Origin of the sequence: Streptomyces sp. NPDC046805 (assembly GCF_040645355.1) — a bacterium.
In the GTDB taxonomy this organism is placed as follows: Bacteria; Actinomycetota; Actinomycetes; order Streptomycetales; family Streptomycetaceae; genus Streptomyces.
Genome location: NZ_JBEYYC010000020.1, coordinates 97,133 through 118,084, shown reverse-complemented (window position 1 = coordinate 118,084; position 20,952 = coordinate 97,133). Strand labels below are relative to the sequence as shown.

Annotated in this window: 17 protein-coding genes; 8 read left to right on the top strand and 9 right to left on the bottom strand. The window is 73.6% G+C overall.

Going from position 1 to position 20,952, the window contains the following annotated elements; all coding sequences use genetic code 11:
* The first annotated feature begins 1 nt into the window (after position 1).
* Both solA and ABZ910_RS22275 read left to right on the top strand, forming a co-directional pair.
* Positions 2 to 1,156: an N-methyl-L-tryptophan oxidase gene (gene solA, locus ABZ910_RS22280; protein WP_361367715.1), complete on the top strand. Its 1,155-nt coding sequence runs from the start codon at positions 2 to 4 to the stop codon at positions 1,154 to 1,156.
* A 26-nt stretch (positions 1,157 to 1,182) separates the two neighbouring features.
* Complete coding sequence (locus tag ABZ910_RS22275) at positions 1,183 to 2,391, top strand: aromatic ring-hydroxylating dioxygenase subunit alpha (protein ID WP_361367712.1); 1,209 nt, start codon at positions 1,183 to 1,185, stop codon at positions 2,389 to 2,391.
* A 12-nt stretch (positions 2,392 to 2,403) separates the two neighbouring features.
* On the opposite strand, the gene ABZ910_RS22270 is transcribed toward ABZ910_RS22275, so the two are convergent.
* The 4 genes from ABZ910_RS22270 to ABZ910_RS22255 form a co-directional block, all read right to left on the bottom strand.
* On the bottom strand, positions 2,404 to 7,020 hold the full coding sequence (locus ABZ910_RS22270; RefSeq protein ID WP_361367710.1) for a hypothetical protein: 4,617 nt from the start codon (positions 7,018 to 7,020) through the stop codon (positions 2,404 to 2,406).
* An 86-nt stretch (positions 7,021 to 7,106) separates the two neighbouring features.
* The gene (locus ABZ910_RS22265; RefSeq protein WP_361367706.1) at positions 7,107 to 7,985 is read right to left on the bottom strand and encodes a hypothetical protein; all 879 of its coding nucleotides are present in this window, start codon (positions 7,983 to 7,985) and stop codon (positions 7,107 to 7,109) included.
* Positions 7,986 to 8,037: 52 nt separating this feature from the next.
* Positions 8,038 to 9,564 carry a hypothetical protein gene (locus tag ABZ910_RS22260; RefSeq protein ID WP_361367703.1) on the bottom strand — a complete coding sequence of 509 codons (1,527 nt, stop codon included), beginning with the start codon at positions 9,562 to 9,564 and terminating at the stop codon, positions 8,038 to 8,040.
* Between the two features lie 81 nt (positions 9,565 to 9,645).
* Positions 9,646 to 10,353 carry a GntR family transcriptional regulator gene (locus ABZ910_RS22255; protein ID WP_361367700.1) on the bottom strand — a complete coding sequence of 236 codons (708 nt, stop codon included), beginning with the start codon at positions 10,351 to 10,353 and terminating at the stop codon, positions 9,646 to 9,648.
* A 143-nt stretch (positions 10,354 to 10,496) separates the two neighbouring features.
* Here ABZ910_RS22255 and ABZ910_RS22250 point away from each other — a divergent pair, with 143 nt between their 5' ends.
* The 5 genes from ABZ910_RS22250 (at position 10,497) to ABZ910_RS22230 (ending at position 14,985) form a co-directional block, all read left to right on the top strand.
* Entirely contained in the window at positions 10,497 to 11,816 is a 1,320-nt protein-coding gene (locus ABZ910_RS22250) for an MFS transporter (RefSeq protein WP_361367697.1), read from the top strand.
* Entirely contained in the window at positions 11,813 to 12,670 is an 858-nt protein-coding gene (locus ABZ910_RS22245) for a putative hydro-lyase (protein ID WP_361367694.1), read from the top strand. The genes ABZ910_RS22250 and ABZ910_RS22245 overlap by 4 nt, the downstream gene beginning before the upstream one ends.
* 61 nt (positions 12,671 to 12,731) lie before the next feature.
* Positions 12,732 to 13,490: a 5-oxoprolinase subunit PxpA gene (locus ABZ910_RS22240; protein WP_361367692.1), complete on the top strand. Its 759-nt coding sequence runs from the start codon at positions 12,732 to 12,734 to the stop codon at positions 13,488 to 13,490.
* Complete coding sequence (pxpB, locus tag ABZ910_RS22235) at positions 13,487 to 14,104, top strand: 5-oxoprolinase subunit PxpB (RefSeq protein ID WP_361367689.1); 618 nt, start codon at positions 13,487 to 13,489, stop codon at positions 14,102 to 14,104. The genes ABZ910_RS22240 and pxpB overlap by 4 nt, the downstream gene beginning before the upstream one ends.
* On the top strand, positions 14,101 to 14,985 hold the full coding sequence (locus ABZ910_RS22230) for a biotin-dependent carboxyltransferase family protein (protein WP_361367686.1): 885 nt from the start codon (positions 14,101 to 14,103) through the stop codon (positions 14,983 to 14,985). Before pxpB ends, ABZ910_RS22230 begins: the two co-directional genes overlap by 4 nt.
* On the opposite strand, the gene ABZ910_RS22225 is transcribed toward ABZ910_RS22230, so the two are convergent.
* The 5 genes from ABZ910_RS22225 to ABZ910_RS22205 form a co-directional block, all read right to left on the bottom strand.
* Entirely contained in the window at positions 14,963 to 15,856 is an 894-nt protein-coding gene (locus ABZ910_RS22225; protein WP_361367683.1) for an SGNH/GDSL hydrolase family protein, read from the bottom strand. The genes ABZ910_RS22230 and ABZ910_RS22225 overlap by 23 nt on opposite strands.
* Positions 15,853 to 17,052 (bottom strand): glycosyltransferase, encoded by a 1,200-nt coding sequence (locus ABZ910_RS22220; protein WP_361367680.1) that lies wholly within the window; start codon positions 17,050 to 17,052, stop codon positions 15,853 to 15,855. Before ABZ910_RS22220 ends, ABZ910_RS22225 begins: the two co-directional genes overlap by 4 nt.
* Positions 17,049 to 18,233, bottom strand: a complete 1,185-nt coding sequence (locus tag ABZ910_RS22215) for a glycosyltransferase family 1 protein (RefSeq protein ID WP_361367678.1) — start codon at positions 18,231 to 18,233, stop codon at positions 17,049 to 17,051. Before ABZ910_RS22215 ends, ABZ910_RS22220 begins: the two co-directional genes overlap by 4 nt.
* 139 nt (positions 18,234 to 18,372) lie before the next feature.
* Complete coding sequence (locus ABZ910_RS22210; RefSeq protein WP_361367675.1) at positions 18,373 to 19,791, bottom strand: HEAT repeat domain-containing protein; 1,419 nt, start codon at positions 19,789 to 19,791, stop codon at positions 18,373 to 18,375.
* Between the two features lie 300 nt (positions 19,792 to 20,091).
* On the bottom strand, positions 20,092 to 20,484 hold the full coding sequence (locus tag ABZ910_RS22205; RefSeq protein WP_361367672.1) for an ankyrin repeat domain-containing protein: 393 nt from the start codon (positions 20,482 to 20,484) through the stop codon (positions 20,092 to 20,094).
* A gap of 238 nt (positions 20,485 to 20,722) precedes the next feature.
* Between ABZ910_RS22205 and ABZ910_RS22200 the strand changes: the two genes are divergently transcribed.
* Positions 20,723 to 20,917, top strand: coding sequence for a hypothetical protein (locus ABZ910_RS22200; protein WP_121888451.1), 195 nt, complete (start codon positions 20,723 to 20,725; stop codon positions 20,915 to 20,917).
* Positions 20,918 to 20,952: the final 35 nt, after the last annotated feature.

Below are 20,952 nucleotides of genomic sequence, written 5' to 3'. Positions count from 1 at the left end.
GGTGTCCCCCACTTACGACGTCATCGTCATCGGTCTCGGCGGCATGGGCAGTGCCGCCGCCCATCACCTCTCCGCGCGCGGTGCCCGCGTCCTCGGCCTGGAGAAGTTCGGCCCGGTGCACAGCCACGGCTCCAGCCACGGCGGTTCACGGATCACCCGGCAGTCGTACTTCGAGGACCCGGCCTATGTGCCGCTGCTGCTGCGCGCCTACGAGCTGTACGAGGATCTGGAGCGCGCCACGGGCCGCGAGATCGCCGTCCTCAGTGGTGGCGTGATGGTCGGCCGCCCCGACTCGCGGACCGTCTCCGGCTCGCTGCGCTCGGCGCGGGAGTGGGGACTGCCGCACGAGATGCTCGACGCGAAGGAGATCCGCCGCCGCTTCCCGACGCTCGCGCCGAAGGACGACGAGGTCGCCCTGTACGAGCCGAAAGCGGGCCTGCTCCGCCCCGAGAACACCGTGGCCGCGCATCTCCAACTCGCCACCCGGCAGGGCGCGGAGCTGCACTTCGAGGAGCCGATGGTCCGCTGGGAGCCGTACCGGGACGGGGTCCGCGTCCACACGGCCGAGGACACCTACACGGCGGGCCGGCTGGTGATCTGCCCAGGCGCGTGGGCGCCGCAGCTGCTCACCGACCTCGGGGTGCCGTTCACCATCGAACGGCAGATCATGTACTGGTTCCAGCCGAGGGGCGGCACGGAGCCCTTCGTCCCCGCGCACCATCCGATCTACATCTGGGAGGACGCGGACGGCGTCCAGGTGTACGGCTTCCCGGCCATCGACGGTCCGGAGCTGGGTGCCAAGGTCGCGTTCTTCCGCAAGGGCGTCGTCTGCACACCCGAGACCATCGACCGGACCGTGCACGCGGACGAGGTCCGGGCGATGGCGGACCACATGTCCCGCTGCATCCCCGACCTGCCCGGCACCTTCCTCAAGGCCGCGACCTGCATGTACTCCAACACCCCGGACGAGCACTTCGTGATCGCCCGGCACCCCGCACACCCGGAGTCGGTCACCGTGGCCTGCGGGTTCTCCGGTCACGGCTTCAAGTTCGTGCCCGTCGTCGGCGAGATCCTCGCCGACCTCGCGCTGACCGGCTCCACCGCGCACCCCATCGGCCTGTTCGACCCCCGCCGCCTCGCCACCGCGCCCGCCTGAGCCGCCCTCACTCCCGGAGTACGCACGTGACGACGACCCCGATCTCCTCGGCGACCCCGCTCTCCCCCAGCCTGATCGCCACGCTCCCCGGCCGCTACTACACCGACCCGGACGTCTTCCGGCAGGAGCAGGAGCTGCTGTTCGAGTCGATGTGGTTCTGCGCGGTCCGCAGTGCCGACCTGGACAGGCCCGGTGCCTTCCGCACGGTCCAGGTCGGCCGCGAGAGCGTCATCATCACCCGCACCCGCACGGGCGACCTGCGCGCCTTCCTCAACGTCTGCCGCCACCGAGGCGCCCGGCTGTGCACGCAGGAGTCCGGCGAGGTCCGCCGCAGCCTTCAATGCCCCTATCACGCATGGACGTACGGCCTCGACGGCAGGTTGATCGCCGCCCCCAACCTGATCAAGATGCCGGACGTCGACCGTGTCGCGTACGGATTGATCAAGGTGACCCTGCGCGAGTGGCTCGGCTACGCCTGGGTGTGCCTGGCCGCCGAACCGCCGTCCTTCGAGGACACGGTGATGCACGCGGCCGTCGAGCGGCTCGGCGACACGGCGGCGATCGAGCACTACGGCACCGAGCACCTCGCGCTCGGCCGACGCATCACCTACGACGTGCAGGCCAATTGGAAGCTGATCGTCGAGAACTTCATGGAGTGCTACCACTGCGCCACGATCCACCCCGAACTCACCGAGGTCCTGCCGGAGTTCGCGGACGGCTACGCGGCCCAGTACTACGTGGGCCACGGTGCCGAGTTCGGCGAGACGGTCAAGGGCTTCACCGTCGACGGCAGCGCCGGCTTCGCGACGCTGCCCGAGGTCGGCCCCGACCAGGACCGCCGCTACTACGCGATCACCGTCAAGCCGACGGTCTTCGTCAACCTCGTACCGGACCATGTGATCCTGCACCGCATGTTCCCGCTCGCCGCGGACCGCACGGTGGTGGAGTGCGACTGGCTGTACGCCCCGGAGGTCGTGGCGTCAGGGGCGGACGTGTCGAGGTCGGTGGAGCTGTTCCACCGCGTCAACGCCCAGGACTTCGAAGCCTGTGAACGGACACAGCCCGCGATGTCCTCGCGCGCGTACCGCGGCGGCGGCGTGCTGGTCCCCACCGAGCACCACATCGGGATCTTCCACGAGTGGCTCCTGGCGAAGCTGGGGAAGCCGGGGAGTCCGGGAGAGCCGGAGACTCCGGGAGAACCGGAGAGCGGCCGTGCCGGACCTGTTCGTGCCTGACGGTCCTGACGGTCATGACGACCGCTTGAACATGCGCGTCGCCGTGATCTCGCTGTGCACCGCCTCTCCGGCCCGGGGCTGCTGCGGTAGTCCCGGCCGGAGGTGTTCCTCCACGCTGATGTACTTCAGTCCGGCCCTGAGGTCGGCGTCGTTGCGCAGCCGGATCACCAGCGGGAACTCGGCGAGCGCGGTCGTGTCGAACAGGCCCGTGGTGTAGAGGAGTTGGACGCCGAGCGCGTCGGAGACGGCTCGCTGGAGCTCCAGGAGGTAGGTGGCGTTGGCGCGGCCGATGGGGTTGTCCAGGAACAGCGTGCCCGCGTGCCGGTGCTTGTCGCGACCCCGGTCGTTGCTCCTGAGGGCGGCCATCGTGCAGTACAGGGCGATAGCCGCGGTGAGCAGCTGGCCGCCGGAGAACACGTCGCCCATCTGTCCCACGGGGACGCGTTCGGCGCGCAGTACGGCGTCGGGCTTGAGGATCTCGACGGCGACGCCCTTGGGCTGGAGGGCCGCGGCCACGCCGCGCAGCAGCAGGGACATGCCGTCGCGCCGCAGGTCGGAGTTCTTCTTCACGGCGGCCCGGGTCGCCTCGTCGATGACCTCGCCGAGCCGCTCGGTGAGCGTGGCCTGGTCGGGCTCCTCGAAGCGGATGCGCAGGAACTCCTGACCCGACCACTCGCCGAGCCCCTCGGGCAGCCGGGAGAGCCGCTGGGCGGAGCGCAGCGTGGCAAGCGCCGACTCGACGAGCCCGCGCAGCCGGTCCACGATCGAGTCCCGGTTGCGCTCCAGCTGCTCCAACTCGTCGGTGAGGACGCGCAGTCGCGGAGCGAAGGCCTCCGCCCACTTCTGGGCGTGCTCGGGCAGCGCCGAGGCGGGCAGCTCACGGATCTGCTGCCGCGCCGGGGTGCGGACCTGCTCGTAGCGCGTGGAGTTGGCGTGCCGCACGAGGACGTCGCTGGCTTCACGTACGGAGGCTTCGGCGGCGGACAGGTCGGCGGCGCAGCCGCGCAGCGAACGGCGGGCCTCGGCGGCGGACTGCCGGGCCTCCTCCAGGGTGCCGGGGTAGGCCTCCGGCGCCTCCTGCTCGTCCTCGGCGGCCTGCTCCCGCAGCAGGTCCCGGAGCATGGCGGCGATCTCGTCGAAGCCGCCGGCCGCGTCCTCGGCGGCGCGGTGGGCCGCGAGCAGCTCGGCGTGGGCCTCGCGGGCCTGGGCCACCGCCTCGGTGCGCGAGGCGAGTTCGGCCGTGGCGGTGCGCAGCAGCGTCTGTGCGTGCTCGGCATCGCTCGGGACGCGGTCCTCGGGCAGTTCGGTGTGGGCCCCGCCGTCCTCGGGCGCGTGCCGCTCGGCCTCGCCGCGCAGCCGTCCGAGCTGTTCGCTCGCGGTCGACATCCGCGTCTCCAGGAGCTGTACGAGCTCCTCCGCGCGCGCGGCAGCGGCCTGCCGGGACGGGCCGTCCGAGCCGTCCGGCGACTGCAGCAGCTGTTCGGCCCGGGTGCGGACCTTGTTGCTGAGCCGGTCGAGTTCCGCGCGGGCAGCGCTCTCGTCGCTCTCCGCGCGCGCCTGCTCGGCACGCAGGTCGGCGCCGACGCCCACCTTCTCGTACACCTGGGAGGCGGCCCGGTAGGCCTCGCGGAGGGCGGGCAGCGACGCCTTCGGGGTGTCGGCGCCGTCGTCCTCCGGTACGTCGTCGGGCGCGCCGGCGATCTCGGCGCGCTCGGCGCGCAGCGCGCGGGCGGTGCGGCGGGCGTCGTCGGCGGCGCGCTGGGCGGCGCGGCGGTCCTCGTCGGCGGCGCGGGCACGCTCCAGGCAGACCTGGGCCCGGGCCTCCGACTCCGTGGCCTCGTCGGCGAGTTCACGCAGCTTGGTCTGCCAGCCCGGGCGCTCGCGTAGCCGGAAGGCGAGCCCGGCGAGGGCGTCGGCGGCACGCCGGGCCTTCTGCGCGGCCTCCTGCCGCTCGTCGCGCACCTGCGCGGCCTCGGCGGCGGTCTCGTCGGCCTCGGCCCGCACGGTCCGTGCCTCGGCGAGCTCCGCCTCGGACTCCTCGGCGAACGCACGTGCCTCGTGGGCGACCCCGGCCAGTTCCAGGAGGTGTCCCTGCGGGCAGCCGGTGCGCCACGAGACGAGGCGGGCGGCCAGCTCACGGTCCTTGCCGAGCCGCGTGGCGAGCGCCCGGATCTCCTCGTCGCGCTCGGTCGCCCGCGCGCGCAGCGTCTGCCGCTCCTCGTCGGCGGCGAGTTCGTCGTGCATGGCCGGGTTCGGCGGGACGAGGAACACGTCACCGTCGGCCGAGTCGGCGGCCGGGGCGGGGGCGAGCAGGGCGGCCGCGGTACCGACGGCCACGGTGGAGCGCGGCAGCAGCGCCGCGTCGCCGAGCGCCTCCCGGGCCCTTACGTGCGTGTCCGGGTCGGTGATGATCACGCCGTCGACCAGCTCCGGGCGGGCGGCGAGCACGCGCGCGTGGTCGGCGGGGGCGACGGCCTGTGCGAGATAGCGCCAGCCGGGCAGCGCGGGGATGCCGTGCTCGCCGAGGAACTCGACGGTGGCCAGCACGTCGTGGCTGGGCGGCAGCAGTCCGCCGTCACCGAGCGCCCCGAGGATCCGGGCGTCGTCGGCCGCGGCGGTCCGCAGCTCGAAGAGCTGCCGTTCGGCGGAGGTGACGGAGTCGTCGAGGAGTTCGCGCAGTTCGTCGTTGAAGCGGTCGAGGTCCTCGGGGGTGAGGGGGCCGCCGTCCGACGCGGCGCCCGTCTCGCCGTCCTGCCGGGGCCGGGGGACGAGCACACGGGTGCCGCCGGTCAGGCTCAGCAGCTCCGCCAGCCGCTCCTCCGCCGCGAGGGCCTCGGCGGTGCGGCGCTCGGCGTCGTACGCCCGCTGCGCCGCCGTCGCGGCGTCCGCGGCGCGGGCCGCCGTCAGCTCCGCGCGGGACTCGGCGGAGGCCGCCTCGCGCGCGTGGTCGCTCGCCCTGCGGGCGGCCTCGCGCGTCGCCTCCCAGGCCGCGACCGCCGTCTGCTCGGCGTCGCTGGCCGCGAGGGCGGCACGGGCGGGGTCGGCGTCGGGCGCGCTGTCGTCGAGCCAGCCCTTGCGCACCGCCTCGGCGGTCTCCTGCTCGACCTCGGCCAGGCGCTGGCGCAGATGCCCGACCTCGCTGCGGGCGCGCTGCGCCTCGGTGGCGGCGGCGGTCGATTCCCGGTGCGCGGACTCGCCGGCCTCCTGGAGCGCGGCCGAGCGCTCCTCCTCCACGTTGGCGTGGGTCTCGGCCTTCTCGGCGGCCGCGTGCAGGGCGCGTACGAGATCGACGGCCGCCTTGGCGCGGGCGGCCAGGGCCGGGGCGGCGTCCCGTTCCGCCTCCTGGATCGCGGCGGCCACGCGCGCGACGCGGTCGGCGGCGGCGCGGTGGCGCAGCACGGCCTCGGCGGCCTGCCAGGCGGAGTGCAGGGTGCGCGCGTCGGCGAGCTCGCGCTTCTGCGCGGCGGCGGACTTCTCACCGGCGGCGAGGGCCAGCGAGGCGTGCCGGTAGGCGAGTTCGGCGGCGATCAGCGAGCTGCGCTCCCGCGCGCCCTCGGAGTGTGTGACGGCGTACGCGGCGGCGGTGACCCGCTGCGCGAGGTCGGCGGCCCGCACCCGCTCCCTCACCCCGCGCGCGGTCAGCCGTCGCGCCAGGGTGCGCGTGCGGCGCTCGGCGCCGGCGTGGACGTCCCGCGCGTGTGAGCGCGCCTCGGCGGCCTCGACGATCCGCCCGAGCAGGTCCACTGATCCGGCCGTGAAGTCCCGCTCGGCGATCAGCTCGGCCCGCCGGCCCAGCTTGTTGCCGAAGCCGCTGACCAGGTCGGCGAGACCGTCGGTGTCGCGCGTGTCGGTGACGGCGCGCAGCAGCAGGTCGGTGAAGTCGGAGTCCTTCTTCACCGCGAAGAGGCCGGCCGCCTCGCCCTCGTCGGCGTTCATCTCCCGCTGGTAGCGGAAGAGTTCGGGGTCGAGGCCGAGCTCGCCGAGGTGCTCGGTCCAGCGCTCGTGGGTCTCCTCCCAGTGGACTTCGAGGTGCGGGTAGTTCCTGCCCGCCTCGGTGAGGGCGTCCCGGAAACCCTTCATGGTGCGGCGGCGGCCCTGCGCGCCCGACTGGCCCTCGACGGACGGCCGTACGGCGGTGGCCTCGGCGACGGGGAGGCTGTCGAGGCTCAGTCCGGGGCCGGGCCGGAAGGAGTACCAGGCCTCGGCGAACTTCCGCGGGTCGCTCGAGACCTGGCGCCCGCGCCACTCGCTGACCTTGCCGACCACGACGCACTCACCGGTCAGCGTGTGCTGCCACTCCAGGGCCACGTGGCCGCAGTCGTCGGCGAGCAGGAACTTGCGCAGCACGCCGGAGCTGGCGCCGCCGAGGGTGTTGCGGTGGCCCGGCAGCATCACCGAGAAGATCAGCTTGAGCAGGACGGACTTGCCGCCGCCGTTCTCCAGGAAGAGCACGCCGGCGGGTGCCGGGCGCCGCGGCGGGCCGACCGGCTCGTCCTCGAAGAACTCCGCCTGCCTGGGGGCGGGATCGGGCACCTGCGCGCCCACGCCCCTCAGGTCAAGCACGGTGTCGGCGTAGCGCGCACCGGCGGGCCCGATGGAGTAGAGGCGGACCCGGGACAGCTCGTACATGGCGGACTCTCGTCGTAAGTCTTCGGAAACGTGCGGTGGTTCAGGTACTTCGGGGAGTTACGCGGCCCCGGGGAGCCTGGGGAGCTTCAGGAGTGGAACGGCAGCCCGGCGTCGGCCACCAGGTCCAGGTCGTCGGTGTCCTCGGCGGCGAGCAGGCTGGCCGTGCCGTCGGTGACCGGGACGACGCCCAGGTCGAGCAGTTCGGTCATGGCGGCGGTGCTCGCCAGGTCGCGTACCTGCAGCTGGTAGCGGGCCGTCGTGCGGTAGGTGCCGCCGTGGTCGTCGCCCGTTCTCTGCAGGAACCCGGAGTCGGTGAGGAACGCCATCGCCTTGCCGATGATGCCGGTCGTCGAACCGGCCAGCCGGCGAGCGTCCTTGGTGGCGCCGGTCGCGCTGCGCCGGGCCCAGATCCGCCAGGCGGCCTCCAGGCCGGGCGCGTCGGAGGCCGGGTCGGTGTTCTCGCCCTGTTCCTCGGCGCGCTGCTCGAGGCGGCGGCAGATCTGCCGTACGAAGGCGTCGACCCCGTTGACGGTGACCCGGCCGATGTACCCGTCGTCGGCCAGGTCCTCCGGGCGGGGGAACGCCAGCGCGGCGACGGCGAGATGGGCGAGCCCGTGCAGGAAGCGGTCGCCGGAGTCGGCGGACGTGCGACGCGCGTAGTCGCCCATGCGGACGGCGAACACCGATTCCTCGTCGGCCGTCACGGCCATCCCCGCGCGCGGGGACACCTCCAGGACGACGAGCCCGAGACCGGTGGCCACGGCGTCCGCGAGCCGCGCGAACGCCGGTTCCTCGCGGTAGCGGCGCAGCAGCTCGGTGTACTCCTGGTCACGGGCGGGCTGCAGCTTGGGCTGCAGCCCGAAGGCGACGAGACGCGCCGCGTCGGCGGCGTCGGCGGGCGTGACGGCGGAGCCCGCCGGCGCGGCGGCAGGCTCGGGCTCGCTCCAGTCGACGTGCTCGGTCACGGTTGGTGCTCCTTGTCGCGCTCACACTCGTTCGTACGGGGGACGGCTCCGGTCACGCCGCCTCCGTTCGGTCCGCCGCCATCCCGGCCGCGTCCAACAGGGCCGTACCGACGATGAGATCGGCCCCGCCGAACTCCGGGTCGTCCAGCTCCGTCCCGTCGTCCACGGCGAACAGCAGCTTCTCCTCGCCCTGCCGGTAGGCGGTGCCCACCGCCGGACTGGCCGCGTGCACGGCCAGCAGGGCGACGAGATACGGCAGATCGGGGTCCTGCCGACGCGCCTCGGCGAGCAGCCCGGACAGCCTGCGCGGCGCGTCCGGGGGCAGATCGAGCAACTCGGTGGCGGCGCCCAGCTGTTCCTCGCTGAAGCGGCTGTCGTCCGGTGTGGCGATCAGGTCCGGCTCGGGCATCTCGGCGCCCAGGTGCTCCCGCTCCACGGGCGGGGTCAGCAGCAGGTCGACGAGGTCGGCGACGCGGACCGACACGGGGGTGCGCAGCCCGGTCCCGCGCGCGAAGAAGGCGTCGGTGACCCGGACCGCCTGTTCGAGCGGCAGGGGGAGGCTGGGGGCGAGGAGATGGCCGTACAGGTCGGTCCCCGAGGTCGTCATGGGGGTGGCGAAGGCCTGCCGGTCCTGTTCGGCGCGGAAGAGCGGGCCGGCCTCCAGCAGCCGGGACTGCAACTGCGTGTGCCGGCGGATGCAGTCCTTCACGATGTCGACGAGCTCGGCGGCGCGGCGCTTGTGCTCGGGGTCCTCGGTCTCGTCGCGCGCCTTGCGGATGTTGGTGAGGATGGCGTTCTCGTGGCGGTAGCGGTCGGCGACGTGGTCCAGCGCCTCGGCGATCATGTCGGGTACGGCGCCCAGCCAGTCCACGGCCCGGACGTTGCGCCGGGTCGCCTCCAGGGCCCTGCGGAGGGTCTCCGAGTACTGGACCGTGCGGTACCGGGCCTGCTCGGCCGCGAGCTGGGCGTCGGCGAGACGGCCGCGGTTGATGAGCACCTCGAGCTTGACCTCGGCGGCGATCTGGGCGCTGGTGACGTCGGTGTCCAGGGCGCCGACCAGGACGTTGACCGCCTCGTCGGTGGTGCGGAGGTAGACCGTGCCGCCGGGGCCCGGGACCTCCTCCACCAGCTTGAAGTCGTAGTCACGGCGGACATACGTGCCGTCCGGCTCGAAGGTGCCGTACACCGCGCGGAAGCCGCGGTCGACGCTGCCCACGTTGATCAGGTTCTCGAGCACCCAGCGGGCCACGCGCTCGTGCTCGACGGCAGGGCGCTGCGGGGCCTGGGCGGCGATGCGCGGGACGAGCCGGGTCACTATCTGCTCGTGGTCGGCGCCCGTGTCGAAGTCCATGTTCAGGGTGACGAGGTCGATGGCGGCGAGGGCCACCTCCGCCATGCCGTACACCGAGTACGCGCCCGCCAGGTTCGCCTTGCGCTGGTCCAGGTCGTGCAGCGGGGCGGTGCAGGCGAGCGCGCGCAGCCGCCGCGCCAGCCCCTCGTCGGCGGCCGGGCCCGGAGCGGGGCGCGGCCCCGCGCTGAGCTGGGGCGGAACGCGGTCCGTCGATGCAGGCGAAGTCACGGTGCACAGACTAGGTCCTCGCTCTGACAACTACCCAAACGGCAACAGAAGCGACGGTCGTCACAGTGCCGCGAGACGACCTCAGTCGACGCCCTGGCCGCCCTCACCGACGCGTCGCCGGTAGACCTCCACGACCCGCTCGAGCGAGTCCGCGAGGTAGGTCTCCAGCAGCTTCTCGGCCCCTTCCCGGTCGTCGGCCTGCAGCGCCTGGAGGATCTGCCGGTTGCGGGCGAGATACGGCTCGTGCAGACGGCGCGGGTCGTCGACGACGTGGAAGGCCAGGCGCAGTTCGGCGAAGACGCTGCGCATCAGCTCGTCGGTGCGCTCGCTGCCGGCCAGGGCGACGAGTTCCCGGTGGAAGTGGATGTTGGCCGTGCCCAGTGTTTTCCAGTCATGCTCGACCGTCGCCACCTGTCCCTCCGTGACGGCCGAGGCCAGTCCCTTCAGGGCGTACGGCGGCTCGCCCAGCCCGCGCACCACGGCGCACTCGACGAGGGCGCGGGTGCGGTAGATGTCCTCGACGTCCTCCACGGTCAGGACGCGCACGAAGACGCCCCGGTTGAGTTCGTGGACGAGCAGGCGTTCGTGGGTGAGCAGCCGGAACGCCTCGCGCAGTGTGTTGCGGGACACCCCGAGCGCCCCGCCGATGCTGTCCTCGGACAGCCGTGTGCCCGGCGGGAAGTACCCCTCGGCGATACGGCTTCTGAGGATGTCGGAGACCCGTTCCGCCGTGCTGGTGCGCCCGAGAAGGGCGCGGTCGTCAGCCAATCCCGTCAACTGCTCTGCCATGCCCGGAATTCAACCGCAGATATGAGGACGAAACAACATAGGTATTGAAGGATCGTTGAACGATCCCTTACGGTGCTCGGCACGGCACGGCTCCCCACAGGACTCTGTCCCCCGCACCCTCCGTCCGCATCTGCGAGGTGCCCATGAGCACGACCCCTCCACCGCAGGCCCTCCCCTCCGACGCCTCGCCCGGAACGGGTGAACGCGGCTCCGAAGGCGGCCCGTTGGGCTGGCTGCACGCCCTCGGACCGCAAGGCCGGCGCGCGTTCGCCGGCGCTTTCGGCGGATATGCCCTGGACTCCTACGACTACTTCACGCTGCCGCTGACCATGGTCGCGCTGGCCGCGTACTTCGGCCTGGACAGCGGCCAGACCGGTCTGTTCACGACCGTCACGCTGGTGGTCTCCGCGATCGGCGGCGCGGTGGCGGGCGTGGTCGCCGACCGGGTCGGCCGGGTCAGGGCCCTGATGATCACCGTGATCATGTACGCCGTCTTCACCGTGGCCTGCGGCTTCGCGCCCAACTACGAGACGCTGCTGGTCTTCCGCGCCCTCCAGGGCCTCGGCTTCGGCGGCGAGTGGGCGGTCGGCGCGATCCTGGTCGCCGAGTACGCGAGCGCGAAGCACCGGGGCCGCACGCTCGGCGCGATCCAGAGCTCGTGGGCCGTGGGCTGGGCGCTGGCCGCGATCGTCTACACGCTGGTCTTCTCGTTCGTCGGCGAGGACCTGGCCTGGCGCGTCATGTTCTGGACCGGCGCGCTGCCCGCGCTGCTCGTGGTCTGGATGCGCCGCCGGGTGCAGGACGCCCCGGAGGCGTCGGCGGCCCGCGAGGACAGCGCGCAGCGGGGCTCGTTCGCGGCCATCTTCCGCCCGGGCCGGGACGGCGCGCCGGGTCTGCTGCGGACGACGGTCTTCGCGGGTCTGCTGTCGACCGGTGTGCAGGGCGGCTACTACACGCTGGCGACCTGGGTACCGACGTACCTCAAGACGGAGCGCGGGCTCTCGGTCGTCGGCACGGGCGGCTATCTCACCCTCCTGATCTCCGGCGCCTTCATCGGCTATCTGACCGGCGGTTACCTCACCGACGTGCTGGGCCGGCGCCGCAACATCTGGCTCTTCGCGCTGCTGTCGGCGATCTGCATCCTGGCGTACGCGAACATCCCGAGCGGCGCCAACGGCCTTCTGCTGGTGCTCGGTTTCCCGCTCGGCTTCTGCATGTCGGCGATCTTCAGCGGGTTCGGGTCCTACCTGAGCGAGCTGTACCCGACGGAGGTGCGCGGCACGGGGCAGGGCTTCACGTACAACACGGGGCGCGCGGTGGGCGCCGTCTTCCCGACCCTGGTGGGCTTCCTGGCCGACAGCTGGGGTGTGGGCGGCGCGCTGGTATTCGGCGCGATCGGCTACGGCCTCGCGGCGCTGGCGCTCCTCGGGCTGCCGGAGACGCGCGGCAAGGAACTGGCGTGAGCGGGGCGCACCGTACGCAGGACCCTCCCCCGGCACTCGTCGCGGAGGACCGCCCGGTGACCCTCGTCGACGAGCACGCGCGCGCGTGGCGCCCGGAAACCGCTCGGGCCCGCTTCCGGGAGGGCCTTGCGGGACCGACGGCCGGGGTCGCGGCGGGCCACACGCAGGCCAACCTGATCTCGGTGCCCGCCGACTGGGCGTACGACATGCTGCTGTTCTGCCAGCGCAACCCCAAGCCCTGTCCGGTGCTGGATGTCACGGACGCCGGCTCCTGGACCACCGTCCTCGCGGACGGCGCCGACCTGCGCACCGATCTGCCGCGCTACCGGGTGTGGCGCTACGGCGAGTTGGTGGACGAGCCGACGGACGTACGGGAGCACTGGCGGGACGACCTGGTGTCGTTCCTGATCGGGTGCAGCTTCACGTTCGAGTGGGCGCTGGAGCAGGCGGGCGTCCCGATCCGGCACGTGGAACAGGGCCGCAACGTGCCGATGTACGTGACCGGTCGCCCGTGCCGTCCGGCGGGGCGGCTACGCGGTCCGCTGGTGGTGTCCATGCGCCCGGTGCCCGCGGAGCATCTCGCGGCAGCGATCCGGGAGAGCAGTCTGCTGCCCGCGGTCCACGGTGGCCCCGTGCACTGCGGCGACCCCGCCGCGCTGGGCATAGGCGACCTCGCCCACCCCGACTTCGGCGAACCGGTGGACGCCGGCCCGGACGACATCCCGGTGTTCTGGGCCTGCGGGGTGACCCCGCAGGCCGCGGTGATGGCCTCGCGCCCGCCGTTCGCCCTCACCCACGCACCGGGCCGGATGTTCGTCACGGACGCGCGCGACGAGCAGTACCGCGTGGCCTGACGGGCACCGTCGACGCGGGGCCGGCCTGACGGAAGACACGAACGGGACACGAAGGGACTCCATGACCGCGATCGATCTGAACGCCGACCTCGGCGAGGGCTTCGGCCGCTGGCGGCTGACCGACGACGAACAGTTGCTGTCCGTCGTCACCAGCGCCAACGTGGCCTGCGGCTTCCACGCCGGGGACGCGGCGACCATGCGGCGCGTGTGCGAGCTGGCGGCGGAGCGCGGCGTGACGATCGGAGCCCAGGTCTCCTACCGGGACCTGGCCGGGTTCGGGCGGCGCGCGATGGACGTGCCGCCCGCCGAGCTGGCGGCCGAAGTGGCGTACCAGATCGGCGCCCTGGACGTCTTCGCGCGCGCGGCGGGCGCGCGCGTGGCGTACGTGAAGCCGCACGGCGCGCTCTACAACCGGGTCGTGCACGACGAGGAGCAGGCCGCGGCGGTGCTCGACGGCGTGACCCTCGCGAACGCCTCGCTGCCCGTGCTGTGCCTGCCCGGCTCGCGCCTGCTGGAACTGGCCGGCAAGGCCGGGCTGTCGGCCGTCACGGAGGCGTTCGCGGACCGCGCGTACACCGACGGCGGCACGCTCGTGCCCCGCGGGCAGGACGGCGCGGTGGTCACCGATCCCGAGGAGGTCGTGGCGCGCTCGGTGGACCTGGCGTGCTCCGGCTCGGTCACCGCGCGCTCCGGCGCGCGCATCGCCGTACAGGCCCGCTCGTTGTGCGTGCACGGCGACTCGCCCGGCGCGGTGGAGCTGGCCCGCCTGGTGCGCGAGCGGCTCGTGGAGTCGGGCGTCCGGGTGGAGGCCTTCGCATGAGGGCGCTGCCCGTCGGCGACGGCGCCCTGCTCGTGGAGGTCGGCTCCGGCGAGGAGGCCCAGGCCCTGCACGCGGAGCTGCTGCGCCGCCGCGCGGAGGGCTCTCTCACCGTCCGCGAGATCGTCCCGGCGGCCCGTACGGTCCTCCTCGACGGCCTGGACGACCCGGCCCGTTGGGCCTGCGAGCTGACGTCCGCCGAGGTGCCCCCGACGCCACCACGCGCGCGTGAGATCGTCGAACTCCCCGTCCGCTACGACGGCCCGGACCTGGCCGAGGTCGCCGCCTTCTGGAACATGTCCGAGCGGGAGGTGGCGCGCCTCCACGCGGCCACCGAATTCACCGTCGCCTTCTGCGGGTTCGCGCCCGGCTTCGGTTATCTCACCGGTCTGCCCGCCCGCTACGACGTGCCGCGCAGGTCCTCCCCGCGTACCTCCGTCCCGGCCGGTGCCGTCGCGCTGGCGGGACCGTACACGGGCGTGTACCCGCGTTCATCGCCGGGTGGCTGGCAGTTGATCGGGACGACGGACGCGGTGCTGTGGGACCACGCGCGCGCGGCGGCCGCACTGCTGTCGCCGGGCACGTGCGTCCGTTTCGTACCGGTGGGTGCGCCGTGACCGACCGCGCGCTCGTCGTCGTACGGGCCGGGGCGCTGACCACCGTGCAGGATCGCGGACGTCCCGGCCACGCCCATCTCGGCGTGCCCCGCTCCGGGGCGCTCGACGCGCCCGCGGCGGCGCTCGTCAACCGACTGGTCGGCAATCCGGCCGACGCCGCCGTCCTGGAGACGACGCTCAACGGCTGTGCCGTACGGCCCCGTTCGACGGTGACGGTGGCGGTGGGGGGCGCCCCGTGCCCCGTCACCGTGGCCGGCCGCCCCGTCGCCTGGGGTGCCCCGGTGGTGGTTCCGAGCGGGGCCCTCCTGGAGGTGGGCACGGCCACCTCGGGACTGCGCTCGTACGTGGCCGTCGCCGGCGGCATCGCCGTCGAACCGGTCCTCGGCAGCCGCTCCACGGACCTGTTGTCCGGGCTGGGCCCGCCGCCGCTCACGGACGGCACGGTGCTGCCCCTCGGCGTGCCACCGCTCGGCGGCGCCGGGGGCAGACACGCGCGCGCGGACGTCGCCCCGCAGCCGGGGCCACCGGCCGAACTGGTCCTGCGTGTGACGCTCGGCCCGCGCGACGACTGGTTCACGGCACGGGCCTTGCGCGACCTCACGTCCCGCGTCTACCGCGTGTCCGCCGCCGCCAACCGCATCGGACTGCGCACAGAGGGACCGCCCCTGGAGCGGGCGGTGGCCGGGGAACTCCCCAGCGAAGGCATGGTCTTGGGGGCAGTGCAGGTGCCCCCGGACGGCCTCCCGGTGGTCTTCCTCGCCGACCACCCGACCACCGGGGGCTACCCGGTGATCGCGGTGGTCCGCGCCGCCGACCTCCCGGCGGCGGCGCAGGCGGTGCCCGGCACCCCGGTCCGCTTCACGGCCGTACGCCACCGCTGAGCCGGCACGCGACGTCCACGCCGTCCGCGCCGTCCGGGCGCTCCGCCGCCGCCAGAGCGGCGAGGGCGACGGACACCGCGCGCGCGGCCCGCAGATCGAGGCGCGCGCCGGTACCCCGCGCCCGGTGACGCACCTCGTCGACGGCCAGTCCCAGCAACTGCGGCAGCAGATCGGTGCACCGCCTGACCAGCCATCCGGTGCCGGCCGTGGCCAGCCACCACAGGCTCGCCGTTCTCGCGGGCGCGGGGAACTCCGGCTCGGGCGAGGGCGCGGGCCCCGTCGCGACGCCCGCGTCCGCCAGCAACGCGTGGAAGCGCACGGCGAGTTGCCGGTGGCCGCGTTCGCCGGGGTGCAGCCGGTCCGCGCTCCACAGGGCGCGGTCGGTGAGCCACGCGCCCCGGGCGGCGTGCAGATGAACGGCCCCGTACCGGTCGGAGAGCGCGTGCACCACCGCGTTGACCGCCCGCTGCCGCCGGGCCAACGGGCGGGCCAGGGCACCCGGGAGCCCCAGCATCGCGCCGGGGTCGGGGAGACAGGCCGTGAGCAGCACGGCGCCCTGGGCAGTGAAGGCCGCGTAGACCCGGTCGAGCCGTGCGGCCACCGTGTGGATGTCGAAGGTGCCGCGCAGCGTGTCGTTGACGCCGATGACGACGGAGACGAGGTCCGGGCGCCGCCGGAGTCCCTCCGCGGTCTGGCGCTCCAGGACGTCGCGCGTCCGGGCCCCGCTGACCGCGAGGTTGGTGAACTCCGCGGGCTCTTCGGCGAGTCCATCGGCCAGCAGGGCGGCCCAGCCGCGCCATCCGCCGGGCGTGGGATCGCCGACCCCTTGGGTCAGCGAGTCCCCGAGTGCCACGTACCGGACGGGTCTCATGCCGCGCCCTCCGGCACCGCGCGGCCGCCCGGTGCCGCCGCCTTCCGCAGGGCAGCAGGGGACGACGCGGTCGCGTCGTGTGCCGCGAGAAACGCCTCGACCGCGGCGCCCCACCCGAAACACTCCGCACGCGCGCGTGCCGCCTCCCGCCGCTGCGGCTCGGGACGGCCCAGGAGCATGTCCACGGCCTCCGCGAACGCCTCCCCCCGGTCGGCCGCGGTGGCTCCCGCCGACCCGATCACCTCGGGAAGCGCGGACGACGCGCTCGCCACCACCGGCGTCCCGCACGCCATGGCCTCGAGCGCCGCGAGCCCGAACGTCTCGGCCGGCCCAGGGGCCAGGGCCAGATCGGCGGACGCCTGCAGCGCGCCCACGCGCGCCCGGTCGGTCACGTGCCCGAGGAAGGTCACCGGCAGCCGGTGTTCCCGCACCCGCTGCTCAAGCCGCCCCCGCAACGGACCGTCCCCCGCCACCACGAGCACCGCGCGCCGCCCGCGCCGCAGCAACGCCTCCAGCGCGTCCAGCGCCGTACCGGGCCGCTTCTCCACGGACAGCCGGGAGCACATCACCAGCAAGGCCTCGTCCACGCGCGCGTACCGGGCACGCAGGACGGTGTCCCGCAGCGCGGGGTGCCGTTCCATCAGATCCACGCCCAGCGGAGCCCGTACGACGTTCCGCGCGCCGATCCGGACGAACTCGCGCTCGGCGAACTCGGTGGTGCACACCACGCGCGCGTACGTGTGTGCCGTACGGAGGTTGAGGGCGTCGGCGGCACGGCGGGAGAGATTCTCCGGCATGCCCCAGGTGCGGAGCACTCCGTCGGCGCTCTCGTGGGACACCATCACGGCGGGGACGCGAGCCCGCCGGGCCCACCTGCCGGTCCACCGCAGCGTCGTACGGTCGGACACCTCCAGGCGGTCTGGCGCCAGCCGCTCCAGGAGGGCGGCGACGCGCCGCTTGTCGGTCAGGACGCGGTAGCCGCCGGTGCCCGGCAGCAGCGGCCCGGGCACCGTGATCACGCGCCCCTGCCCGGTGTCCCGGTCGGTGTACCGCTCGCCCGGCACGATCAACACCGGCTCGTGGCCCGCCGCCCGGTACCCGCGGCCCAGTTCGCGCAGCGCGGTCCGCAGCCCGCCCGACGCGGGCGCGACGAAGTTGGCGAGCCGGACGATCCGCAGCGCAGCTCCGTCGGTCATGCAGCCACCGCCGTCCTCCGTGTCGCGAGCACGTCCTCGTAGTGCGCGATCAACTGGTCGCCGACCGCGGCCCAGGTACGCCCCTCGACGGCGGCGCGCCCGGCGGCGCCGTACGCGGCGCGCCGCTCCGGCCCGGCGGCGAGGGCCCGTACCGCGTCCCGCACGGCGTCCGCGTCGCGCGGCGGGACCAGTAGTCCGGTGCGCTCGTGGGCGACCAGGTCCAGCGGACCGCCGACGGCGGGGGCGACGACGGGCAGGCCGCTCGCCATGGCCTCCTGGACGGTCTGACAGAAGGTCTCGAAGGGGCCGGTGTGCACGAAGACGTCCAGCGAGGCGTAGATCCGGGCGAGTTCGGCGCCGGTACGGCGGCCCAGGAAGGCGGCGCCCGGCAGCGCCTCGGTGAGGTGGGCCCGGCTGGGCCCGTCACCGACGACCACGACGCGCACGCCCGGCAGGTCGCAGGCTCCGGCCAGGAGCTCGACGTGCTTCTCGGGGGCGAGCCGTCCGACGTAGCCGACGATCAGCTCACCGTTCGGGGCGAGTTCGCGGCGCAGCGCCTCGTCTCGGTGGCCGGGGCGGAAGCGGACGGTGTCCACACCGCGCGGCCACAGTCTCACCCGGGGCACGCCGTGCTCCTCCAGGTCGCGCCGCGCCGCGCTGGACGGGGCGAGGGTGCGGTCGGCGGCGGCGTGGACGGAGCGTATGCGCCGCCAGGCCGCCGCCTCGCCCGCGCCCATGTAGGTACGGGCGTAACCGGCGAGGTCGGTCTGGTACACGGCGACGGCCGGGATGCCGAGCCGGGCGGCGGCGGCCATGCCGCGGACACCGAGGACGAAGGGGCTGGCCAGGTGCACGATGTCGGCGCGGTGCTCGGTGATGGCCGCGGCGACGCGCCGGCTGGGCAGCGCGACCCGGACCTGGGGATAGCCCGGCAGCGGAAGGGAGGGGACACGGACGACGGGGCACGGCGCCTGGGCGTCCTCCGGTCCGTACGGCACCGCGGAGGCCGGGGACGCCGCGGGCGCCCAGGCCCCGGACGGCGCCGTGGACCTGGGGGCGGTCGGGGCGACGACGAGGGGAGCATGACCGCGGTCGACGAGGTGTCGGGCGGTCTGGAGCGCGCAGTGGGCCACGCCGTTCACATCGGGGGGAAAGGACTCGGTCACGATGACGACACGCATACGGGTGTTGTCGCCGCGCTGGACGTGGCCGCGTCAAAGTGGATCTTTCCGAACAGGGAACGTCCCGTGAGCTTTGCGCTGCGCACCCGCGCAGGTCAGCCCGTGTCCACGCCCTCCTGACCGGCCGGACATCCGGCGTTCACGCGTGGAACCCGTCCGGCCCGATCCGGCTGCGTACGGCCGTCTGGACCTCGGCCTCCTCGGCCGGATCGGCGGCGAGCCGGCGCAGCCGCTCGACCACGCGGGCGTCGCCGGTCTCCGCGTGCCGTGCGGCGATCTCGCGGGTGGTCTCCTCGCAGTCCCACAGGCACTCGACGGCGAAACCGGTGGCGAAGGAGGGGTCGGTGGCGGCCAGGGCGCGGGCGGCGCGGCCGCGGAGATGGGAGGACGCCGTCTCGCGGTACACATGGCGCAGCACGGGGGCCGCGCAGGCGATGCCGAGGCGTCCGGCTCCGTCGACGAGGGTCCACAGGGTCGGCGCGTCGGGTCCCTCACCCCGGACGGCCTCGCGCAGGGCGCCGAGGACGAGGTCGCGATCCTCGGCTCCGCCGCGGCAGGCGAGCATGCGTCCGGCGGCGGCGCCGAGGGCGTCGGGCCGGTGGACCCAGGCCCGGGCCCGGTCGACGGCGGCGACGCCGCACATGCGCTCGAAGGCGTCGACGGCGGCCTCCACGACGACCCCCGAGCCGTCGGACACCGCGGCCTCGATCAGGGTCAGCGCATCGGAGTCGTCGCTGTCGGAGAGGTACCGCAGCGCCGTACACCGGGCTCCGTCCATGCCGTCCTTGGCGGCCTGGACGATCTCCGGCCGGTCCTCGGGGCCCGCGACGGCGACGAGGCAGCGGGCGGCGGGGACATGGAGGGCGGCGCCGCGTTCGAGACCCTGCTGGGCCCACTCGAAGACGGCGCGCACGCTCCAGCCCGGCCGGGGCCCGCTCGGCCGCATCTGCTGCTGCCAGCGGTCGAAGCAGCCGGCTTCCCGCGCGGCACGCACGCGTGCGGCGATCGGTTCGCGGGGATCCTCCGCCCACAGGCGCCACGGCCGGGGCTCGAAGGCGTCGCGGACGGCGGCGGCCAGTTCGGCCTCGCCCTCGGCGTCGGTGGAGAAGCGCGCCAGGACGGGGGCGGCCAGGGCGCGCAGGGCCGCGTCGTCGTCCCGCAGCGCCAGTTCGTCGAGGGCCCAGGCCCAGTTGGCGCCGGTGGCGGCGTACCTGCGCAGCAGGTGGAGCGCGTCCCGCCTGCCGTACGACGCGAGGTGCCCGAGGACGGCCAGGGCGAGGCCGGTGCGGGACTCGTCGGTGTCGAGGATGTCCTCGGAGTCGAAGAGGTGCGCCTCGATGGCGTCCAGCTCGCCGTTCAGGTCGAGGTAGAGGCGGGCGTAGTAGAGAGAGCGGTTCTCGACGTGCCAGTCGTGGCGAGGGTCGTGCAGCACGCACTGGTTCAGTGCCGCGAGCGCTTCCGCGCGCGGGGCGGTGAGCGCGTGCAGCGTGCCGTCGCCGCGGCCCCGCTGGAGCAGGCCGAGCAGCGTACCGCTGGGCGCTATGACCGGATCGAACATGGGAAACAGCCTCACATCAAGCGTCGACGCAACCGGGGAACACGCATTACCTGGCCGCGTGACACAACGTCGGGGCGCCCGCCGTCTCTTGCTTGCTGTAGACCATTTCCTCTGCCTTTCGTCGGTGGCCCATGCGGACCGCATCACGGTCCGCGCGGTGCGGCAACACCTGCCCCGCCATCGCGTCCGTGAATCACGACGTCATGATGACCCGCGGGTTTCTCCTGCCGCGACCGTATTTCCGGCGGCCCGTTACCGCCTCCCCCGTTTTTTGTGTCGTACCTGGTCAGGATGCTCGTATCAATGCGTGCCGAACAATTCCAGGAGTTCCGTCTTACCGAACATCCGGGCGGTGTCGACGGCCGACGGCGTGCCCGCGTGGGGATCGGCGCCGCCTTCCAGTAGTGCCTTGATCACTTCCTGCTCGCCCTTGAAAACGGCACCCGCGAGCGGGGTCTGACCCCGGTCGTTCGCCCGGTCGGCGTCGGCGCCCCGGGCGAGCAGCGCGCGCACCGCCTCGGCATGGCCGTGATAGGCGGCGAGCATCACCAGAGAGTCACCGCGGTCGTTGGTGAGGTCGGCCGGGACGCCGGCGTCGACATACGCCACGAGCGCCTCGGTCCGCCCCTGACGGGCCAGATCGAAGATCTTGGTCGCCAGCTCCACGACCTCGGGGTCGGGGGCTTCGCTCATCGGCCGGACCGCCTCTCCTGCGTACCTGGGGGAACTGACAGAGCGTAATGGCGGCAGGTGCACCGCCGCCCTACGGGCTCATCGCCAGAGTACTGGCTGGTAGGGGTCCGACACGGCTCCGCCGGCCGAGGGAAATCGGCCTAGATTCACCCAGTTGCACCTTTTGTCGTATGGATACATGCTGTGATGCTGGAAGAACTCATGGTGACTGTCCCCCCTCGACACCAGGAGACCTCAAATGATTCTCTCCATGTCAGGCGTTGTCCTGCTCGGCATCATCGTCTTCCTCTTCTTCCGGAAGGACGGCCTCAAGGCATCGCACGCCGTGGTCTCGTCCCTGTTCGGCTTCTATCTCGCGAGTACGGCCATCGCCCCAAGTATCAAAGCGGGCGGCGAAAGCCTGGCGAGCCTGCTCGGCGGCATCAAGTTCTGACGCCCCTCCCGCCCGTACGCACCATCAGGAGACAG

Bases quoted from the DNA above. Each gene is read 5' to 3' on its own strand.
- ABZ910_RS22270 (WP_361367710.1), bottom strand. From the start codon at position 7,020: ATGTACGAGCTGTCCCGGGTCCGCCTCTACTCCATCGGGCCCGCCGGT.
- ABZ910_RS22255 (WP_361367700.1), bottom strand. From the start codon at position 10,353: ATGGCAGAGCAGTTGACGGGATTGGCTGACGACCGCGCCCTTCTCGGG.
- ABZ910_RS22250 (WP_361367697.1), top strand. From the start codon at position 10,497: ATGAGCACGACCCCTCCACCGCAGGCCCTCCCCTCCGACGCCTCGCCC.
- ABZ910_RS22240 (WP_361367692.1), top strand. From the start codon at position 12,732: ATGACCGCGATCGATCTGAACGCCGACCTCGGCGAGGGCTTCGGCCGC.
- pxpB (WP_361367689.1), top strand. From the start codon at position 13,487: ATGAGGGCGCTGCCCGTCGGCGACGGCGCCCTGCTCGTGGAGGTCGGC.
- ABZ910_RS22225 (WP_361367683.1), bottom strand. From the start codon at position 15,856: ATGAGACCCGTCCGGTACGTGGCACTCGGGGACTCGCTGACCCAAGGG.
- ABZ910_RS22220 (WP_361367680.1), bottom strand. From the start codon at position 17,052: ATGACCGACGGAGCTGCGCTGCGGATCGTCCGGCTCGCCAACTTCGTC.
- ABZ910_RS22215 (WP_361367678.1), bottom strand. From the start codon at position 18,233: ATGCGTGTCGTCATCGTGACCGAGTCCTTTCCCCCCGATGTGAACGGC.
- ABZ910_RS22210 (WP_361367675.1), bottom strand. From the start codon at position 19,791: ATGTTCGATCCGGTCATAGCGCCCAGCGGTACGCTGCTCGGCCTGCTC.
- ABZ910_RS22205 (WP_361367672.1), bottom strand. From the start codon at position 20,484: ATGAGCGAAGCCCCCGACCCCGAGGTCGTGGAGCTGGCGACCAAGATC.
- ABZ910_RS22200 (WP_121888451.1), top strand. From the start codon at position 20,723: ATGATTCTCTCCATGTCAGGCGTTGTCCTGCTCGGCATCATCGTCTTC.